Source organism: Aeromicrobium sp. IC_218 (assembly GCF_004336805.1).
Lineage (GTDB): Bacteria > Actinomycetota > Actinomycetes > Propionibacteriales > Nocardioidaceae > Aeromicrobium.
This window is the reverse complement of the sequence record NZ_SJXM01000003.1, coordinates 51,597-64,835: the sequence shown is the minus strand read 5'-3', so window position 1 is coordinate 64,835 and position 13,239 is coordinate 51,597. Positions and strand designations below refer to the sequence as shown.

The following is a 13,239-nucleotide window of genomic DNA, read 5'->3' as shown; positions in this document are numbered from 1 at the left end:
CTCAGCCGGCCTGCTCGCCCACACGACGCGAGCGGGCCGCCTGCTCGGCGACCACCAGCACGACCAGGGCGCCGAGGGCGAGCGCGGCGCCGACCCAGATCGGCGACGTGTAGCCGAGCCCGGCGCTGATGGTCAGGCCGCCGAGCCACGCGCCCGTCGCGTTGCCGACGTTGAACGCGGCGATGTTCGCCCCGCTGGCCAGCGTCGGCGCCTCCCCCGCGTACGTCATGATCCGCATCTGCAGGCCGGGCACGGTCGCGAAGCCGAACGCCCCCATGAGCAGCAGCGAGACGACGGTGGCGACGCGCGACTCGGCGGTCAGGGCGAAGACGACCATCACCACGGTCAGCGCGGTGAGGACGACCACGAGCGTCCGCGGCACGGAGGCGTTGGCGGCGCGGCCGCCCAGCAGGTTGCCGACGAACAGGCCGGCCCCGAACAGCACCAGCAGCCACGGCACCGCCCCGGAGGCGAAGCCGCTCACCTCGGTCAGGGTGTACGCGATGTAGGTGAACGCGCCGAACATGCCGCCGAACCCCAGCACGGTCATGAGCAGCGACAGCCACACCTGGCCACTGCGGAACGCCCGCACCTCGCGGCGCAGGTCGCCCGGCTCGTCGTCGTCCGCGGTGGCGGGCACGAGCACGGCGATGGCGGCGAGGGCCACGACGCCGATGACGGTGATCGCCCAGAACGTCGAGCGCCAGCCGAGCTGCTGGCCCAGGAACGTCCCCATCGGGACGCCCAGCACGTTGGCGATCGTGAGGCCGCCGAACATGAGCGCGATCGCGCCGGCGCGCTTGGCGGGGGCGACCATGCTCGCCGCCACGACCGAGCCGATGCCGAAGAACGCGCCGTGGCACAACGCCGCGACGACGCGTCCGGCGAGCATCACCTCGTAGGAGGACGCGATCGCGGACAGCAGGTTGCCGACGACGAACAGCACCATCAGCCCGAGCAGGACGTTCTTGCGCGGCAGCCGGGTCACGGCGGCGGTCAGCGCGATCGCCCCGACCGCGACGCTCAGCGCGTAGCCCGAGATCAGCCAGCCCGCCGTGGCCTCGCTGACCGCGAAGTCGCTCGCCACCTCCGGAAGCAGGCCCGCGATGACGAACTCGGTGAGGCCGATGCCGAAGCCGCCCACGGCCAGCGCGAGCAGGCCGGCCGGCATCCGCCTCTGTGCGGGTGCAACATCCCGCGTGTGCAATGAAGTCATGCGTCGAACGTAGTTGCACACGCGGGATATTGCAAAGCGCTGGTAGAGTGACCTCGGACATGCCCGAGGAGGAACCATGGGGATCAGCGACGACGCCGTCGAGGTGCGCGCCCAGGGCTGGCGCCGGCTCGCCGCCCTGCACCAGCTCATCGAGTCGCGCCTGGAGAAGGCGCTGCAGGCCGAGCACGGGCTGTCCGTCGTGGAGTTCACCGTCATGGACGCGCTGTCGCGCCAGGACGGCTTCCACCTGCGCATGTCCCAGCTCGCCCGGGCCGCGGGCCTCTCCCCCAGCGCGTCCACGCGGCTAGTCAACCGGCTGGAGGACCGCGGGTTCCTAACCCGCATCCTGTGCGCGGACGACCGGCGCGGCATCTACACCGAGCTCACCGCGGCGGGCCGCACCGCCTTGGACGACGCCCACCCCACCCACGACGAGACGCTGCAGAAGGCGCTCGCGGAGGCCGAGGGCATGCCCGAGCTGGCCGACCTCGTGCGCACCGTCTCGGGCTGACCCTCAGGACCCGCGCGGGCGGAAGCCCGAGCACAGCACCCGCAGGTACGTCAGCCGCTCCCCGTCGTGCCGGTAGTAGGCCTGCTGCTCCACGACGTGCGGGCCGGCCTCGTTGACGAGCTCGAACCGGTAGGCGACCTGCTCGACGTCCGCGACCGACGGTCCGCGCTGGAACCGGGTGAGCGCCTCGACGTGGTCGGTGTCCTCGAACCAGTGCCCGAGCACGATCCCGACGACCTCGTCGGCCGTGCTCGCCTCCCAGGAGCGCCCCGGCGTCAGGCCGCGGAAGTCCACGTCCGGCGCCAGCACCGCACCCAGCGCGGCACGGTCGTGGCCGGCGATCGCGCGGACCAGCCGCTCGACGGGCTCGTCGTTCATGGCGCCTCCTGGACCGACACCTCCAGTAACCCTCTCCCGGTCGTCCCGGTCAAGGGCGGCGAACGCACGAGGGCCCCGGGACCAGACGGTCCCGGGGCCCTCGTGCCGTGGGGTCAGTCGCAGACGCGCGGACGCTCCACGACGCAGCGCTCGACGACGCGGAACTTCACCGTCACCTTCCGGTCACGGGTCGCGCCGGTCACCTTCACCGTGCGCTTGCCCCAGCTGCGCCCCACGTCGAACGAGACGCGGTAGCGGCCGTCGGCGTCGGCGCGCCCGGTCCGGACGACCTTGCCCTTGTAGCGCACCGTGACGTCCTCGCGCGGAAGCAGCTGGACGTCGAACGTCAAGTGGTCCGAGGCGCGGATCGCCGAGCGCGGCAGGCGCAACGGCTTGAGCTTCTCGGGCACCGCGACGTTGAGCCGCACCGAGCCGACGCGGCCCGCGACGGCACCGCGCACCTGGACGACCGGACGCGATCCGGCCGAGCGGGGCACGACGACCCGCACGTGCACGACACCGGAGGCGTCCGCCGTGCCGCGGCCCACGACCTTGCCGCCCACCAGCACCGTGACCTTCTCGCCGGCGGCGAGGCCACGCGCGGTCACCGTCTGGGCCGAGCCCGGACGGACGACCGTGGTCGGCGCCAGCGCCTGCAGCTTCTTGCGGGGCAGCACGCGCACGGTCACGCGGTCGGCCGCCCGGCCGGTCGCGTTCGTGGCCGACAGCGAGAACACGTGCGTGCCCGAGCGGCCCAGCGTGACGACGCGGGTGCCGGTCGCCGGCACCGAGCCACGCCACGCGCCGGTGGCGGCGAGGGCCGTCGCGTCGGTGCTGCGCCAGGTGAGGGTGACCGAGCCGCCCTCGGCGACGGTGTCGCTGGAGGCCGACAGCGCGACGGTCGGCGCCTTGACCGGCGGCGGCGGCGTGGCCGGCTTGCCGATCGAGAGGCGCGAGGTGCCCACGCGGTTCTCGAGGCCGCCCGCGGTCGCGACGAAGCTCGCCGCGGTCAGCGTCGCCGTGCCGGAGGCCCGGACGGGCAGCCGCACGACGCAGTTGTCGGCGGTCTCGACCGCGGCACCGGAGAGCTCCACGCGACGGCCGGAGGACGTGACGGTGCCGTCGCAGCTGTTCACGGCCGCACCGGCGGCGGTGAGGCCGGCCGGGAGGTCCAGCGTCCAGCCCAGGCCCGAGGCCGGCGCCAGCTTGAGGTTCTCGATCGAGACGTCGAGGTGGGCCACGTCGCCCGGACGGACGCTGGCACGGTCGAAGCGGGCGTCCAGGTTGGTGCCCTGGAAGCCGACGATGTGACGCATCTCGGCCTGCTGCACGCCGGGCGTCGAGCCCAGCGTCCACTGGGTCATGAGCCCGGCGTCGTGGATGGCGGTCTCGCCCTCGAAGCCGATGTCGCCACCGGCCGCGACGACCGAGTAGGGCGCGTAGAAGCTCGCGGCGCGGGCGCCGTCGAACGGCTTGGAGCCGGGCATCTCACGGATGCCGACCAGGATGCCCGAGCTGGGGTTGAGCGAGATGACCGAGCGCACGGGCCGGGTCAGCATGATGCCGTAGCCCTGGTCGGACGAGCCGGGCGCCGAGTCGCCGCCGTAGTAGAACTTCACGACGTCGGTGCTGCCGGCCGGGATCTCGAAGGAGTACGCGTCGTCCACGTACTGGTTCGGGTAGGTGTACGACAGCGTGCGCGTGACGACGTACTGCAGGCCACCCTTCTCGGCCGTGTAGCGGATCGTCGCCTCGCTCTCGCCGCCGGCGACGGTGCGGGTGCCGTCGTTCAGGGGCGCGGCACCGGTCGTCGCGTCGCCGGTCACCGAGGTCACCGCGACCGACGTCCAGGCCTGGTTGCCGCCGCCGGCCGCCGGACCGGCGCTGCCGAACAGCGTGCCGCCGACCGAGAGCATCGGGGCGCCACCGGAGCAGCACCACTGCGACGTGCCGGCCAGGTACGGGTCGTCGCTGCCGACCGGCGCCATGCCGATGCCGGGGGTCTTGTTGACGGCGAAGCGCAGGCCGTCCGAGCCGTCGGGGCGCACGCCGCCGTCGGGGTTCAGGACGACGGTCGTCGGGGCCGGGTCGGCCGCCGCGACAGCGGGCTGCCAGGCACCGCCGACCAGGAAGGACAGGACGAGCGCGAGTCCGGCCGCGAGCGCGGCGGGACCTCGGGAGATGGACACAGGAGCTCCAGGGCGAGGGGACGGAACGAGGGGCCGCGGGGTGCCCGCGGACGCGGGACGGATGCTCACCGGCCGGCGGCGCAGCAGGTGCGAGGGCGAGCGGAGGACCGATCGACCACTCCCGGCCGGACCTGAGCGGAAACGCTTCGGCACGCGTCCTGGCGGGCGGCCGCTCAGCCGAGCACGGAGGTGCGCGCGTCCAGCCAGCCCGTGAGCGCGGACGCCTCCACCGGGCGCGAGTGCAGGTAGCCCTGGGTGACGTCGCAGTCCAGCGCGCGCAACGCCTCGAGGGTGTCCTCGTCCTCGACGCCCTCCGCCACGACGCGCAGGCCGAGACGGTGCGCGAGGTCGATCGTGCCGGCGACGACGGCGTGGGTCCGCACGTCCTGGAGCATCCGCTGGACGAACGAGCGATCGATCTTCAGCTCGTCCACCGGGAGGTCGGACAGGTAGGCCAGCGACGAGTAGCCGGTGCCGAAGTCGTCGATGCTCAGGCTCACCGCGCGGTCGGCCAGGGCGTCGAGCACCCGCGGCACCGCCTCGGCGTTCTCCATGAGGACGCTCTCGGTGATCTCCAGCGCGATCAGGTGGGCGCTCGCCCCGGTGGCGAGGAGCGCGTCCTGGACCATCCGCTCGAGCCGCCCGTCCAGGAACAGCGACGACGACAGGTTCACCGACACGCGTAGCGGCGTGCCGGCTCGTTCCCACGCCGCCGCCTGCGTCGCGGCGAGCCGCAGCACGGTGTCGGTGAGCGGACGCATGAGGCCGTGGCGCTCGACCAGGTCGACGAACGCGTCGGGGTACAGCAGGCCGTGCGTGGGGTGCGCCCAGCGCACGAGCGCCTCGGCACCCACCACGCGCCCGGTGCGCAGGTCGAGCTGGGGCTGGTAGTGCACGACCAGGTGCCCGGCGGCGGGGTCCGGGGCCGGCCCGAGCAGGGCGGCCAGCTCCTCGACCCGCTCGCGTGCGGCGTGGGCGGCCGCCTCCTCGTTCGGGTCGTAGTAGGCGACGTGCTTCTCGGCCCGCTTCGCCACGTGCATGGCCACGTGCGCGCGGCGCAGCAGCTCGTCGGCATCCCCCAGCCCGGAGCCGGGCGCGGCCTGGGCCACCCCGATGCTGGCCCGCAGCCGGACGGTCGTGGCACCCACCTGGACCGGCCGCTCGAGCGCCAGGACGAGACCGTCGGCCGTGGTCGCCGGGTCCGACGCGTCCGGCTCCACCAGCACGACGATGAACTGGTCGCCGCTGATGCGCGACACCATCCGCTCGGAGAGCTGCTCGCGCATCCGCCCGGCCATCACCCGCAGGACGTCGTCACCGGCCGCGGGACCGAACCGGTCGTTCACGTCCCGGAACCCGCGCAGGTCGACGGCGAGGAGCGCGACCGGCTCGCCGGCGGCGAGGTTGGTCATCGCCTCTCCCAGAGCCCGGGCCAGTCCGCGTCGGTTGCCGAGCCCGGTCAGCTCGTCGGTGCGGGCCTCGCGGCGGCTCTGGTTGGCACCCTCGATCTCCCGCACGATCCCGGCGGTACGGGCGACACCGAGCAGCGCCGCGAGCCCGCCGACGATCCCGGCCAGCGCGCGGTCGTCCGCGTCCGAGACGGCGGATGCCACGAGCACCAGGCACGCCCCGGCCGTGAGCGCCAGGGACCAGCTGGTCGTCAGCGGCGGTCGCTCCCCCTCGACACGTCGCGACGGCAGGGGGTGGTGCAGCGCGACCATGACGACGCTGACGACGATCACCTGGCCGAGCGAGCTGACGAGCTGGGAGACGTGGAAGCCCTGCGACAGCGCGAGGCCCTGCGCGACGACGAACCCGACGGACGTCGCCAGCACCGCCCACAGGCGCGACTGCCGGCCCATGCCGGCCAGCAGCCCGACGCTGAGGCAGGCCGCGAGCAGCACGAGACCGTTCGCCACCTGCACGAGCTGGACGATCTCCTGCGCCTCGCTCCAGCCCGCCGTGGGCAGCAGCGCCCCGTCGGTGAGCAGCAGTCCGGCGCCGACCAGCACCGCGACCATCCCCAGGGCGTTGGTCCAGTCACCGACGTCCGGAACGCCGGACCCGAGCTGGTCCCACTGCAGGACGGCGTGGAACGCGAGCACCGAGGCCAGGATCGAGCCCGTCACGAAGCCGGCCGAGTGCGGGACGTCCCAGGAGGCGAGGTGCACCACGGCGTCGGCGGCCAGTCCGAGGGCGAGGAGCTGACCGGTCATCACGATGGCCCGCTGCGGTCCCCGGTCCCGGTACGTGGCGACGCGGCGGGCCAACCAGCGCGCCTGCAGGACGAGCAGCAGAGCGGTCGCGAGCTCCAGCCACGCGCGCTCCGGGTGGAAGGCGACGGCGGACGCCTGGGCAGCGATCGTCAGCAGCGCCAGCGCGGCGGGTCCGGCGAGCACCCGCCCGGCTCGCGCGTCGGGGCGGGACGTCGTACGAGGGAGGTCCGAGATGTCCATGCGTCCGGCCCATCGGCCGGACGTCCGCACGAATGAGGGGTTCGCTCAGACCCAGTGCGCGTAGACCTTCTCGCGCTGCGCCGCGGCACCCTCGCCGTGCCCGGCCCCGACCTCGTCGTGCTCCACGGTGACCACGAGCGCGTCCAGCCGGGGCTCCTGGCGACGGCGGCAGTCCTCGGCCACGAGGTCGAGGATCCGGCCGAACCCGTTGGCCGGGTGCGGCAGGCCGAGGTCCTCCTTGAGCGCGCCGTAGGTGGTGGTCGAGCGGACGCGCGCCAGCTCGACGAGCCGGTCGCGGACCCGCGGCGCCCACACGGCGTCGAGCGCGGTGACGTTGCGCAGGCGTCCGTTGACCATCACCCGGTCGCCGGCCCGCAGCGTGAACGTCATGGCGTCATCGTGCCAGGCGTCACAGGTCGGCGCGCGCGGCCCGGCCTCGGGCGTCCCGGCGGACGCCGCTCGGCACGACCGCCGCCACCGGGCCGGTACCGTGCCGCCATGCGCTCGATGCAGCTGGTGGCCCTCCCCTTCGCGGTGCTCGGCATCGCGGGCCTGGCCCGCGGCGAGGCCGCGCAGGGCGTGCCGTTCCTGGTGCTCGCGGTCGGCCTGTTCCTGGCCTTCCGCGGCGACGACGACGAGGAGGACGCTCGATGACGACTACGGACGTCGGCGCGGTCGTCGTCGGCGGCGGCCTGGTCGGCTCGGCCGCCGCCTGGCAGCTCGCCCGGCGCGGCCGTGACGTGCTGCTGCTGGAGCGCTTCGGCCCGGGCCACGTGCACGGCGCCTCCCACGGCGCGTCGCGCATCTTCCGGCGCACGTACGCCGACCCGACGTACGTCCGCCTCGCCCAGGAGGCCGAGGCCGCCTGGCGTGAGCTCGAGGAGCGGACCGGCACCGACCTGCTGACCCGGACCGGCGGCGTCGACCACGGCTCGGCGCAGGCGCTCGCCGGGCTCGTCGCCACGCTGCGCTCCCTCGACGAGCCGCACGAGCTGCTGCCCGCCGCCGCGGCGGCCGAGCGGTGGCCGGGACTCTCGTTCGAGACCGAGGTCCTGTTCTCGCCCGCCACCGGACGCGTCCACGCCGACCGGGCCGTCGCCGCCCTGCAGCAGGCCGCCGCGCTGGAAGGCGGCGAGGTGCGCCACCACGCTCGCGTCGCCCGCCTCGACGTCGACGGCGACCACGCCCTCGTCGAGCTCGAGGACGGCACGCGGCTGCGCACCCGCGAGCTCGTCGTCGCGGCGGGCGGGTGGGCGCACGACCTCGTCGGGCACCTCGTGCCGCTCCCCCGCATCACCGTGACCCAGGAGCAGCCGGCCCACTTCCAGGCCGCCGTGCCCACCGAGGCCTGGCCCGCCGTCGTGCACCACGCACGTCCCGGCGACGGCACGCCGGCGGACGCCTACGCGCTGGCCACGCCGGGCGAGGGCTACAAGGTCGGCTTCCACGGCGTCGGCCCGGTCGTGCACCCCGACGAGCGCGACTACGCCGCCACGCCCGAGGGCCTGGCCCAGCTGCGCGCGTACGTCGGCCGCTGGTTCCCCGGCCTCGACCCGGCGACCGCCGAGCCGATCAGCTGCACCTACGCCACCACCGACGACGAGCACTTCGTGCTCGACCGGCGCGGACCGCTCACGGTCGCGGCCGGGTTCTCCGGCCACGGCTTCAAGTTCGGCCCGGTGCTCGGACGTGTCCTGGCCGACCTGGTCGACGGACGTCCGGCCGCCGCCATGTTCGGCCTGGAGTCGGTGCGCACCGCGGCGCGCGGGCTCAGCACCGGCTCGAGCTAGAGCTCCACCACGACGGCGTCCTCGGCGTGCAGGCCGCCGGCGACCAGCACCCCGTCGCGCTCGGCGACGGCGGTGACGAAGCCGTAGTCGTCCCGGGCGCTGCGCAGGTCGTGGACGAGCCGGCCGTCCAGGTCGAACGCCGCCACCCAGGCGATCGGCTCCGGCTTCGGCTGCACCGACGCGGGCAGGTTCCACACCAGGGTGCGCAGGAACCCCGGTCGCGGCAGCAGCCGGTCCAGCAGCGCGTTGCGCGGCGCGGCGTACGCGACCCAGACCAGGCCGTCGCTGCCGAGGCTCGCGTTGTCGGGCATGCCGGGCAGGTTGTCGGCGAACGGCTCCCACGTGCCCGCCCGTGCGCCGGTGAGCCGGTAGCGGCGCAGGCGGTAGCCCGCGGTCTCGGCCACCACGAGGTGCGACTCGTCGGGCGCGAGCACCAGTCCGTTCGCGAACGCCAGGTCGTCGGCGAGCACGGTGACCGTGCCGTCGGGGTCGCGGCGGGCCAGCACGCCGGTGCACGAGTGCTCGAGCACGTCGCCCAGGTAGTGCTCGAGGTCCCAGCGGCGCGTCGACACGGTGAACCAGATCGTCCCGTCGAGGGCCTCCACGACGTTGCTGGCGAAGCGCAGCGGCGTCCCGGCCAGGGTGTCGACGAGCACCTCGACCTCGCCGCCGGGACGCACCCGCAGCAGCCCGCGGTCGTGGTCGCAGACCAGGACGCTGCCGTCGTGGCCGGGCTCGAGCCCGAGCGGACGCCCGCCGGTGCGGGCCAGCACCTCGCGGTGGCCGCGCGACAGGTCGATCCGCACCACCTCGCCGTCGGCCGTCCCGGCCAGCAGCCGTCCCTCGCGGTCGAACACGACGTCCTCGGGGCCAGCGCCGGTGGCGATGCGGGCGACGACGTCGAAGGCACGGGTGGACGGGGTGCGGCCGGCGGCGGCCGGGGCCGGTGGCGGGCTCCAGCGGCGGGTGCGGAGCAGGCGGCGGGTTCCGGCGTCGGTCATGGCCGGGACCGTATCCCGCGCCGGGGTCGCCGCCCGGCCCTCGTGCTGACGGACCGGCGCCGCGGTGCGACGATCGAGGGATGGACGTGAGCTGGTGGGCCTTCGTCGGCGTCGTGATGGTCGCGTACCTCGTGCCGGGCCCGGACTTCCTGGTCATCCTCCGCTCGGCCACGCGCGGCGTGCGGCCGGGGGCCGCGGCGGCCCTCGGCGCCCAGGCGGGGCTGTGCGTCCACGTGGGCCTGGCCGTGGCGGGCCTGTCCGTCGTGCTCGCGCGCCACCCCGAGCTGCTCACGGCCGTCCGCGTGCTCGGCGGCCTGTACCTGCTCTACCTCGGCGGACGTCTCGTGCTGCCGACGCTGCGCCGGGACGCCGGTCCGGGACGCGTCGAGCCAGCGCCCCCGGCGTCCGTGCGGAGCAGCTTCGTGCAGGCGTTCACCACCAACGTGCTCAACCCCAAGGCGGTGCTGTTCTTCGCCGCCGTGCTCCCCCAGTTCGTGACGGCCGACGGCGTCCCCGTGTGGACCCAGGTGGCCGTGCTGGGCGCGGTGGACGTGCTGCTCGGCCTCGTGGCCTGGACGGTCGTCGTCCTGCTCGGCCTGCGACTCGCCGCGCTGCTGCGCCGCGAGCGCGTCCGGCGCGCGTGGGACCGCACGACCGGCGTGGCGCTCGGCGGTCTGGGCGCCGGCCTGCTCGTGGTCCGCGACTGAACCGGGCCGGACGCGCGAAGGACCCCCGCCGGGCAGGGCGGGGGTCCTCGCTGACTGGGGCGGGTCGCCTACTCGGCGACCTCCTCGGACGCCGGGTCGGGCGCCAGGCTGCCGATGTCGGAGCCGGTGTCGGACATGTCCTCGGGCTCGGCCGGCACGGGGCCCTGGTTGGCCGGCGTGCCACCCTGGTCGGCGCCGTCGGCGTTCTCGCCGCGCACCGGCTCCTGGTCGCTCTGCGGAGCGACGTTCTCCTGGTGATGGTTGATCGCGCCGCTGGGCTCGCGCGGGGTCTCGGGGTTCTGGTCAGTCACGGGCGTCCTCCTCGTTCATCCTGCGGGCGTTCTCGGGGCTCGACTCCAGCTCGCTCTCGTTGCGCGCCTCGACGACGGTCGAGATCAGGCCGAGGATCGCGGAGACGGCGGCGGCGGCCAGGCCGACGTAGCCCCACGGGCGGGCCGGGATCACGTCGTACCGGCTCAGGACCATGATCAGCACGCCGACCACGAACAACGTCGCCAGCACACCCATGCGCATGGCGTATCCCTTGCGGTACTTCTTCACTCTTCGCGGTGCTGCCATGACCGGCCCGTACCCATCGGACGCCGGGTCAACCATCATGGAGGGGTGCGCACCCCTCCCCTCGCCGCCGGCCGGCTCGACGTCGGCGACGGACACGAGCTCCACTGGGAGGAGCACGGCAACCCCGAGGGCGTCCCGGCCGTCGTCCTGCACGGCGGGCCCGGCTCGGGCGCGAGCCAGGGATGGCTGCGCTGGTTCGACCTGAGCCGCTACCGGGTGCTGCTGCTCGACCAGCGCGGGTGCGGCCGCAGCACCCCGCACGCCGGACGCACGGCCGACGCCCTGCACGCCAACACCACCCAGCACCTGATGGCCGACCTCGAACGGCTGCGCGAGCTGCGCGGCGTCGACCGCTGGCTCGTCCTCGGTGCGTCCTGGGGCTCGACGCTCGGGCTGGCGTACGCGCAGGCACACCCCGAGCGCGTCCGGGCCCTCGTGCTGTTCTCGGTCGTCACCACCACGCGCCGCGAGGTCGAGTGGGTCACCCGCGACATGCGCCGGCTGTTCCCGCGCGAGTGGGAGACGTTCGTCGGCGCGCTGCCCGAGCCCGAGCGCGACGGCGACCTGGCCGCGGCCTTCCACCGGCGCCTCGTCGACCCGGACCCCGCGGTGCACCACGCCGCCGCCCGTGCCTGGTGCGCCTGGGAGGACCGGCACGTCTCGCTCACGCCGGTGCACGACCCGCGCTACGACGACCCCGAGTTCGCCCTCGGGTTCGCCCGGCTGGTCACGCACTACTGGAGCCACGCGGCCTGGCTCGGCGAGACCGAGCTGCTCGACGGCATGACCCGCCTGCGCGGGATCCCCGGTCTGCTCGCCACCGGCCACGGCGACGTGAGCGGTCCGCCGGACGTGGCCCACGACCTCGCCGCCCGGTGGCCGGACGCCGAGCTGGTGATCGTCCCGGACGCCGGGCACGGCACGGGCGCCGCGCTGGAGGCGGTGGTGCGAGAGGCCGTGTCGCGTTTCGCCGCCGAGGCGTGAGCGCCAGGCCCTAGGCTGCGGTCATGTCCCAGCGCGTGACGATCGTCCCCCTCGACTCCGACGTCTTCAAGCAGAGCGAGCCCATCGACATCGAGTTCGACCTCGAGGGCGGGCGCGCCATCTCGGCCACCACCCAGGTCATGTACGGCTCGCCGTTCCTGGTGCTGCTGATCGAGGACTGACCCGGCCGGGCGGCGCACCTCCACGTCGGGAACAATGGCCGAGTCCCGCGATCCTGGAGGAACTGCATGCGCATCACCCGTCGTACGTTCGTCGCCGCCCCCGCCGAGGACGTGTGGAAGCTGGCCTGCGACTTCTCGCTGTGGCACCCCAAGCTCGCGCACTACACGGGCGGCCCCGAGACGTCCGCCGAGCTGGTCGTCACCGTGGTGGAGCGTGACGACGCGGCGATGAGCCTGCGCTACACGATGCCCGAGCCGCCGTTCAGCATCGTCGACCACACCGCCACCATCACGGTGCGCGACAACGGGCACTCCACCGCGTACGTCACGTGGGAGGCCGACGTCGACGCCGCGCCCGAGCAGCAGGACGAGCTCGAGGACAAGCTCGGCGACGACGTCTTCGACGTCGCGCTGGACCAGCTGGCGACCACGGCGCAGGACGCCCAGGTCCCGACCCGCTGACCTCAGCGGTGGGCGGCTAGGACCGCCACTTCTCGAACCCCAGGACTATCAGGCGCATCTGGCGCCGGGCGCCCTCCTTGATGCGCGCCTCCAGGTCGGGCCGGCCGTCAGGCATCTCGACGACCTCCTCGGCGTTGGAGACCATGTTGCGGACGAACAGCCGCGACACCATGTGCACGTCGTCGCTGTGCCAGCGCTCGATGTGCGGCAGCTTGGCCAGCACCACGGCCAGCTCGCTCTCGAACAGCTCCAGCTCGTGCCGGATGGCCTGCCGGACGACCGGCGACCCCCCGACGCGCTCGCGCGCCACGAAGCCGAAGTGCGCCTTGCTGTGCTTGACCGCCTCGACCAGCACCTCGGCGGCCGCGTCGATGATGTTCTCGAACACCTGCGGGTCGCGCTGCGCCTCGCGGATCATCCGCCGCAGCGTGCTGAACGACTCCTCGACCAGGGCCAGGCCGAGCTCGTCCATCGACTCGAAGTGCCGGTAGAAGGCCGTCGGGACGACGCCGGCGGCGCGGGCGACCTGGCGCAGGCTGATCTGGGCGAAGCCGGACGAGCTGCTCAGCTCGAGCGCCGCGGCCATGAGGGCCTCACGCGTGCGCTCCTTCTGCTCCTGCCGCGTCCCTGCGGCGCCCTGGCTCGCCATGCGGCCAGCCTATCGGCATCCCCAGTGAACAGGTGTTCCCCATCACCGTCTCGTGCAGGGTCCGGCCGTTGCGTCGTTCGGCCCGCTGTGCGACCCTTGGAGTGCACACGCGTTCACTGAACGCTCGAAGCGAGG

Annotated in this window: 16 protein-coding genes; 7 read left to right on the top strand and 9 right to left on the bottom strand. The window is 74.2% G+C overall.

Annotation, left to right across the window (positions count from 1 at the left end; translation table 11 throughout):
* Position 1: 1 nt before the first annotated feature.
* Positions 2-1,216, bottom strand: coding sequence for an MFS transporter (locus tag E0W78_RS04410; protein ID WP_242686224.1), 1,215 nt, complete (start codon positions 1,214-1,216; stop codon positions 2-4).
* Positions 1,217-1,292: 76 nt separating this feature from the next.
* Between E0W78_RS04410 and E0W78_RS04405 the strand changes: the two genes are divergently transcribed.
* Positions 1,293-1,727, top strand: coding sequence for a MarR family transcriptional regulator (locus E0W78_RS04405; RefSeq protein ID WP_131402651.1), 435 nt, complete (start codon positions 1,293-1,295; stop codon positions 1,725-1,727).
* A 3-nt stretch (positions 1,728-1,730) separates the two neighbouring features.
* Here E0W78_RS04405 and E0W78_RS04400 read toward each other — a convergent pair whose 3' ends face one another.
* The 4 genes from E0W78_RS04400 to E0W78_RS04385 form a co-directional block, all read right to left on the bottom strand.
* Positions 1,731-2,105, bottom strand: coding sequence for a hypothetical protein (locus tag E0W78_RS04400; RefSeq protein WP_131402650.1), 375 nt, complete (start codon positions 2,103-2,105; stop codon positions 1,731-1,733).
* A gap of 113 nt (positions 2,106-2,218) precedes the next feature.
* On the bottom strand, positions 2,219-4,294 hold the full coding sequence (locus tag E0W78_RS04395) for a hypothetical protein (protein WP_131402649.1): 2,076 nt from the start codon (positions 4,292-4,294) through the stop codon (positions 2,219-2,221).
* Between the two features lie 173 nt (positions 4,295-4,467).
* A complete protein-coding gene (locus E0W78_RS04390) occupies positions 4,468-6,750 on the bottom strand; it encodes a bifunctional diguanylate cyclase/phosphodiesterase (RefSeq protein ID WP_131402648.1) in 2,283 nt (760 codons plus the stop codon).
* Positions 6,751-6,795: 45 nt separating this feature from the next.
* Complete coding sequence (locus tag E0W78_RS04385) at positions 6,796-7,140, bottom strand: hypothetical protein (protein ID WP_131402647.1); 345 nt, start codon at positions 7,138-7,140, stop codon at positions 6,796-6,798.
* Positions 7,141-7,248: 108 nt separating this feature from the next.
* Between E0W78_RS04385 and E0W78_RS16470 the strand changes: the two genes are divergently transcribed.
* Both E0W78_RS16470 and E0W78_RS04380 read left to right on the top strand, forming a co-directional pair.
* A complete protein-coding gene (locus E0W78_RS16470; RefSeq protein WP_165570407.1) occupies positions 7,249-7,404 on the top strand; it encodes a hypothetical protein in 156 nt (51 codons plus the stop codon).
* Entirely contained in the window at positions 7,401-8,540 is a 1,140-nt protein-coding gene (locus E0W78_RS04380; protein WP_131402646.1) for an FAD-dependent oxidoreductase, read from the top strand. The genes E0W78_RS16470 and E0W78_RS04380 overlap by 4 nt, the downstream gene beginning before the upstream one ends.
* On the opposite strand, the gene E0W78_RS04375 is transcribed toward E0W78_RS04380, so the two are convergent.
* Positions 8,537-9,541: an SMP-30/gluconolactonase/LRE family protein gene (locus E0W78_RS04375; RefSeq protein WP_131402645.1), complete on the bottom strand. Its 1,005-nt coding sequence runs from the start codon at positions 9,539-9,541 to the stop codon at positions 8,537-8,539. The two genes, E0W78_RS04380 and E0W78_RS04375, sit on opposite strands and share 4 nt — an antisense overlap.
* Positions 9,542-9,621: 80 nt before the next feature.
* Between E0W78_RS04375 and E0W78_RS04370 the strand changes: the two genes are divergently transcribed.
* Positions 9,622-10,248, top strand: coding sequence for a LysE family translocator (locus tag E0W78_RS04370; protein ID WP_131402644.1), 627 nt, complete (start codon positions 9,622-9,624; stop codon positions 10,246-10,248).
* Between the two features lie 68 nt (positions 10,249-10,316).
* Here E0W78_RS04370 and E0W78_RS04365 read toward each other — a convergent pair whose 3' ends face one another.
* A complete protein-coding gene (locus E0W78_RS04365; RefSeq protein ID WP_131402643.1) occupies positions 10,317-10,559 on the bottom strand; it encodes a hypothetical protein in 243 nt (80 codons plus the stop codon).
* The gene (locus E0W78_RS04360; RefSeq protein ID WP_131402642.1) at positions 10,552-10,827 is read right to left on the bottom strand and encodes an MARVEL domain-containing protein; all 276 of its coding nucleotides are present in this window, start codon (positions 10,825-10,827) and stop codon (positions 10,552-10,554) included. The genes E0W78_RS04365 and E0W78_RS04360 overlap by 8 nt, the downstream gene beginning before the upstream one ends.
* A 45-nt stretch (positions 10,828-10,872) precedes the next feature.
* Between E0W78_RS04360 and pip the strand changes: the two genes are divergently transcribed.
* From pip to E0W78_RS04350, 3 genes are all read left to right on the top strand, one after another.
* A complete protein-coding gene (gene pip, locus E0W78_RS04355) occupies positions 10,873-11,811 on the top strand; it encodes a prolyl aminopeptidase (RefSeq protein WP_131402641.1) in 939 nt (312 codons plus the stop codon).
* Positions 11,812-11,834: 23 nt separating this feature from the next.
* Positions 11,835-11,993, top strand: a complete 159-nt coding sequence (locus E0W78_RS16465) for a hypothetical protein (RefSeq protein WP_165570406.1) — start codon at positions 11,835-11,837, stop codon at positions 11,991-11,993.
* Between the two features lie 66 nt (positions 11,994-12,059).
* The gene (locus E0W78_RS04350) at positions 12,060-12,455 is read left to right on the top strand and encodes an SRPBCC family protein (RefSeq protein ID WP_131402640.1); all 396 of its coding nucleotides are present in this window, start codon (positions 12,060-12,062) and stop codon (positions 12,453-12,455) included.
* 16 nt (positions 12,456-12,471) lie between these two features.
* On the opposite strand, the gene E0W78_RS04345 is transcribed toward E0W78_RS04350, so the two are convergent.
* Positions 12,472-13,104, bottom strand: coding sequence for a TetR family transcriptional regulator (locus E0W78_RS04345; protein ID WP_131402639.1), 633 nt, complete (start codon positions 13,102-13,104; stop codon positions 12,472-12,474).
* Positions 13,105-13,239 lie beyond the last annotated feature (135 nt).

What these genes read in the sequence shown, in the direction of transcription:
- E0W78_RS04410 (WP_242686224.1), bottom strand. Translation starts at nt 1,216, where the DNA reads ATGACTTCATTGCACACGCGGGATGTTGCACCCGCACAGAGGCGGATG.
- E0W78_RS04405 (WP_131402651.1), top strand. Translation starts at nt 1,293, where the DNA reads ATGGGGATCAGCGACGACGCCGTCGAGGTGCGCGCCCAGGGCTGGCGC.
- E0W78_RS04400 (WP_131402650.1), bottom strand. Translation starts at nt 2,105, where the DNA reads ATGAACGACGAGCCCGTCGAGCGGCTGGTCCGCGCGATCGCCGGCCAC.
- E0W78_RS04390 (WP_131402648.1), bottom strand. Translation starts at nt 6,750, where the DNA reads ATGGACATCTCGGACCTCCCTCGTACGACGTCCCGCCCCGACGCGCGA.
- E0W78_RS04385 (WP_131402647.1), bottom strand. Translation starts at nt 7,140, where the DNA reads ATGACGTTCACGCTGCGGGCCGGCGACCGGGTGATGGTCAACGGACGC.
- E0W78_RS16470 (WP_165570407.1), top strand. Translation starts at nt 7,249, where the DNA reads ATGCGCTCGATGCAGCTGGTGGCCCTCCCCTTCGCGGTGCTCGGCATC.
- E0W78_RS04380 (WP_131402646.1), top strand. Translation starts at nt 7,401, where the DNA reads ATGACGACTACGGACGTCGGCGCGGTCGTCGTCGGCGGCGGCCTGGTC.
- E0W78_RS04375 (WP_131402645.1), bottom strand. Translation starts at nt 9,541, where the DNA reads ATGACCGACGCCGGAACCCGCCGCCTGCTCCGCACCCGCCGCTGGAGC.
- E0W78_RS04370 (WP_131402644.1), top strand. Translation starts at nt 9,622, where the DNA reads ATGGACGTGAGCTGGTGGGCCTTCGTCGGCGTCGTGATGGTCGCGTAC.
- E0W78_RS04360 (WP_131402642.1), bottom strand. Translation starts at nt 10,827, where the DNA reads ATGGCAGCACCGCGAAGAGTGAAGAAGTACCGCAAGGGATACGCCATG.
- E0W78_RS16465 (WP_165570406.1), top strand. Translation starts at nt 11,835, where the DNA reads ATGTCCCAGCGCGTGACGATCGTCCCCCTCGACTCCGACGTCTTCAAG.
- E0W78_RS04350 (WP_131402640.1), top strand. Translation starts at nt 12,060, where the DNA reads ATGCGCATCACCCGTCGTACGTTCGTCGCCGCCCCCGCCGAGGACGTG.
- E0W78_RS04345 (WP_131402639.1), bottom strand. Translation starts at nt 13,104, where the DNA reads ATGGCGAGCCAGGGCGCCGCAGGGACGCGGCAGGAGCAGAAGGAGCGC.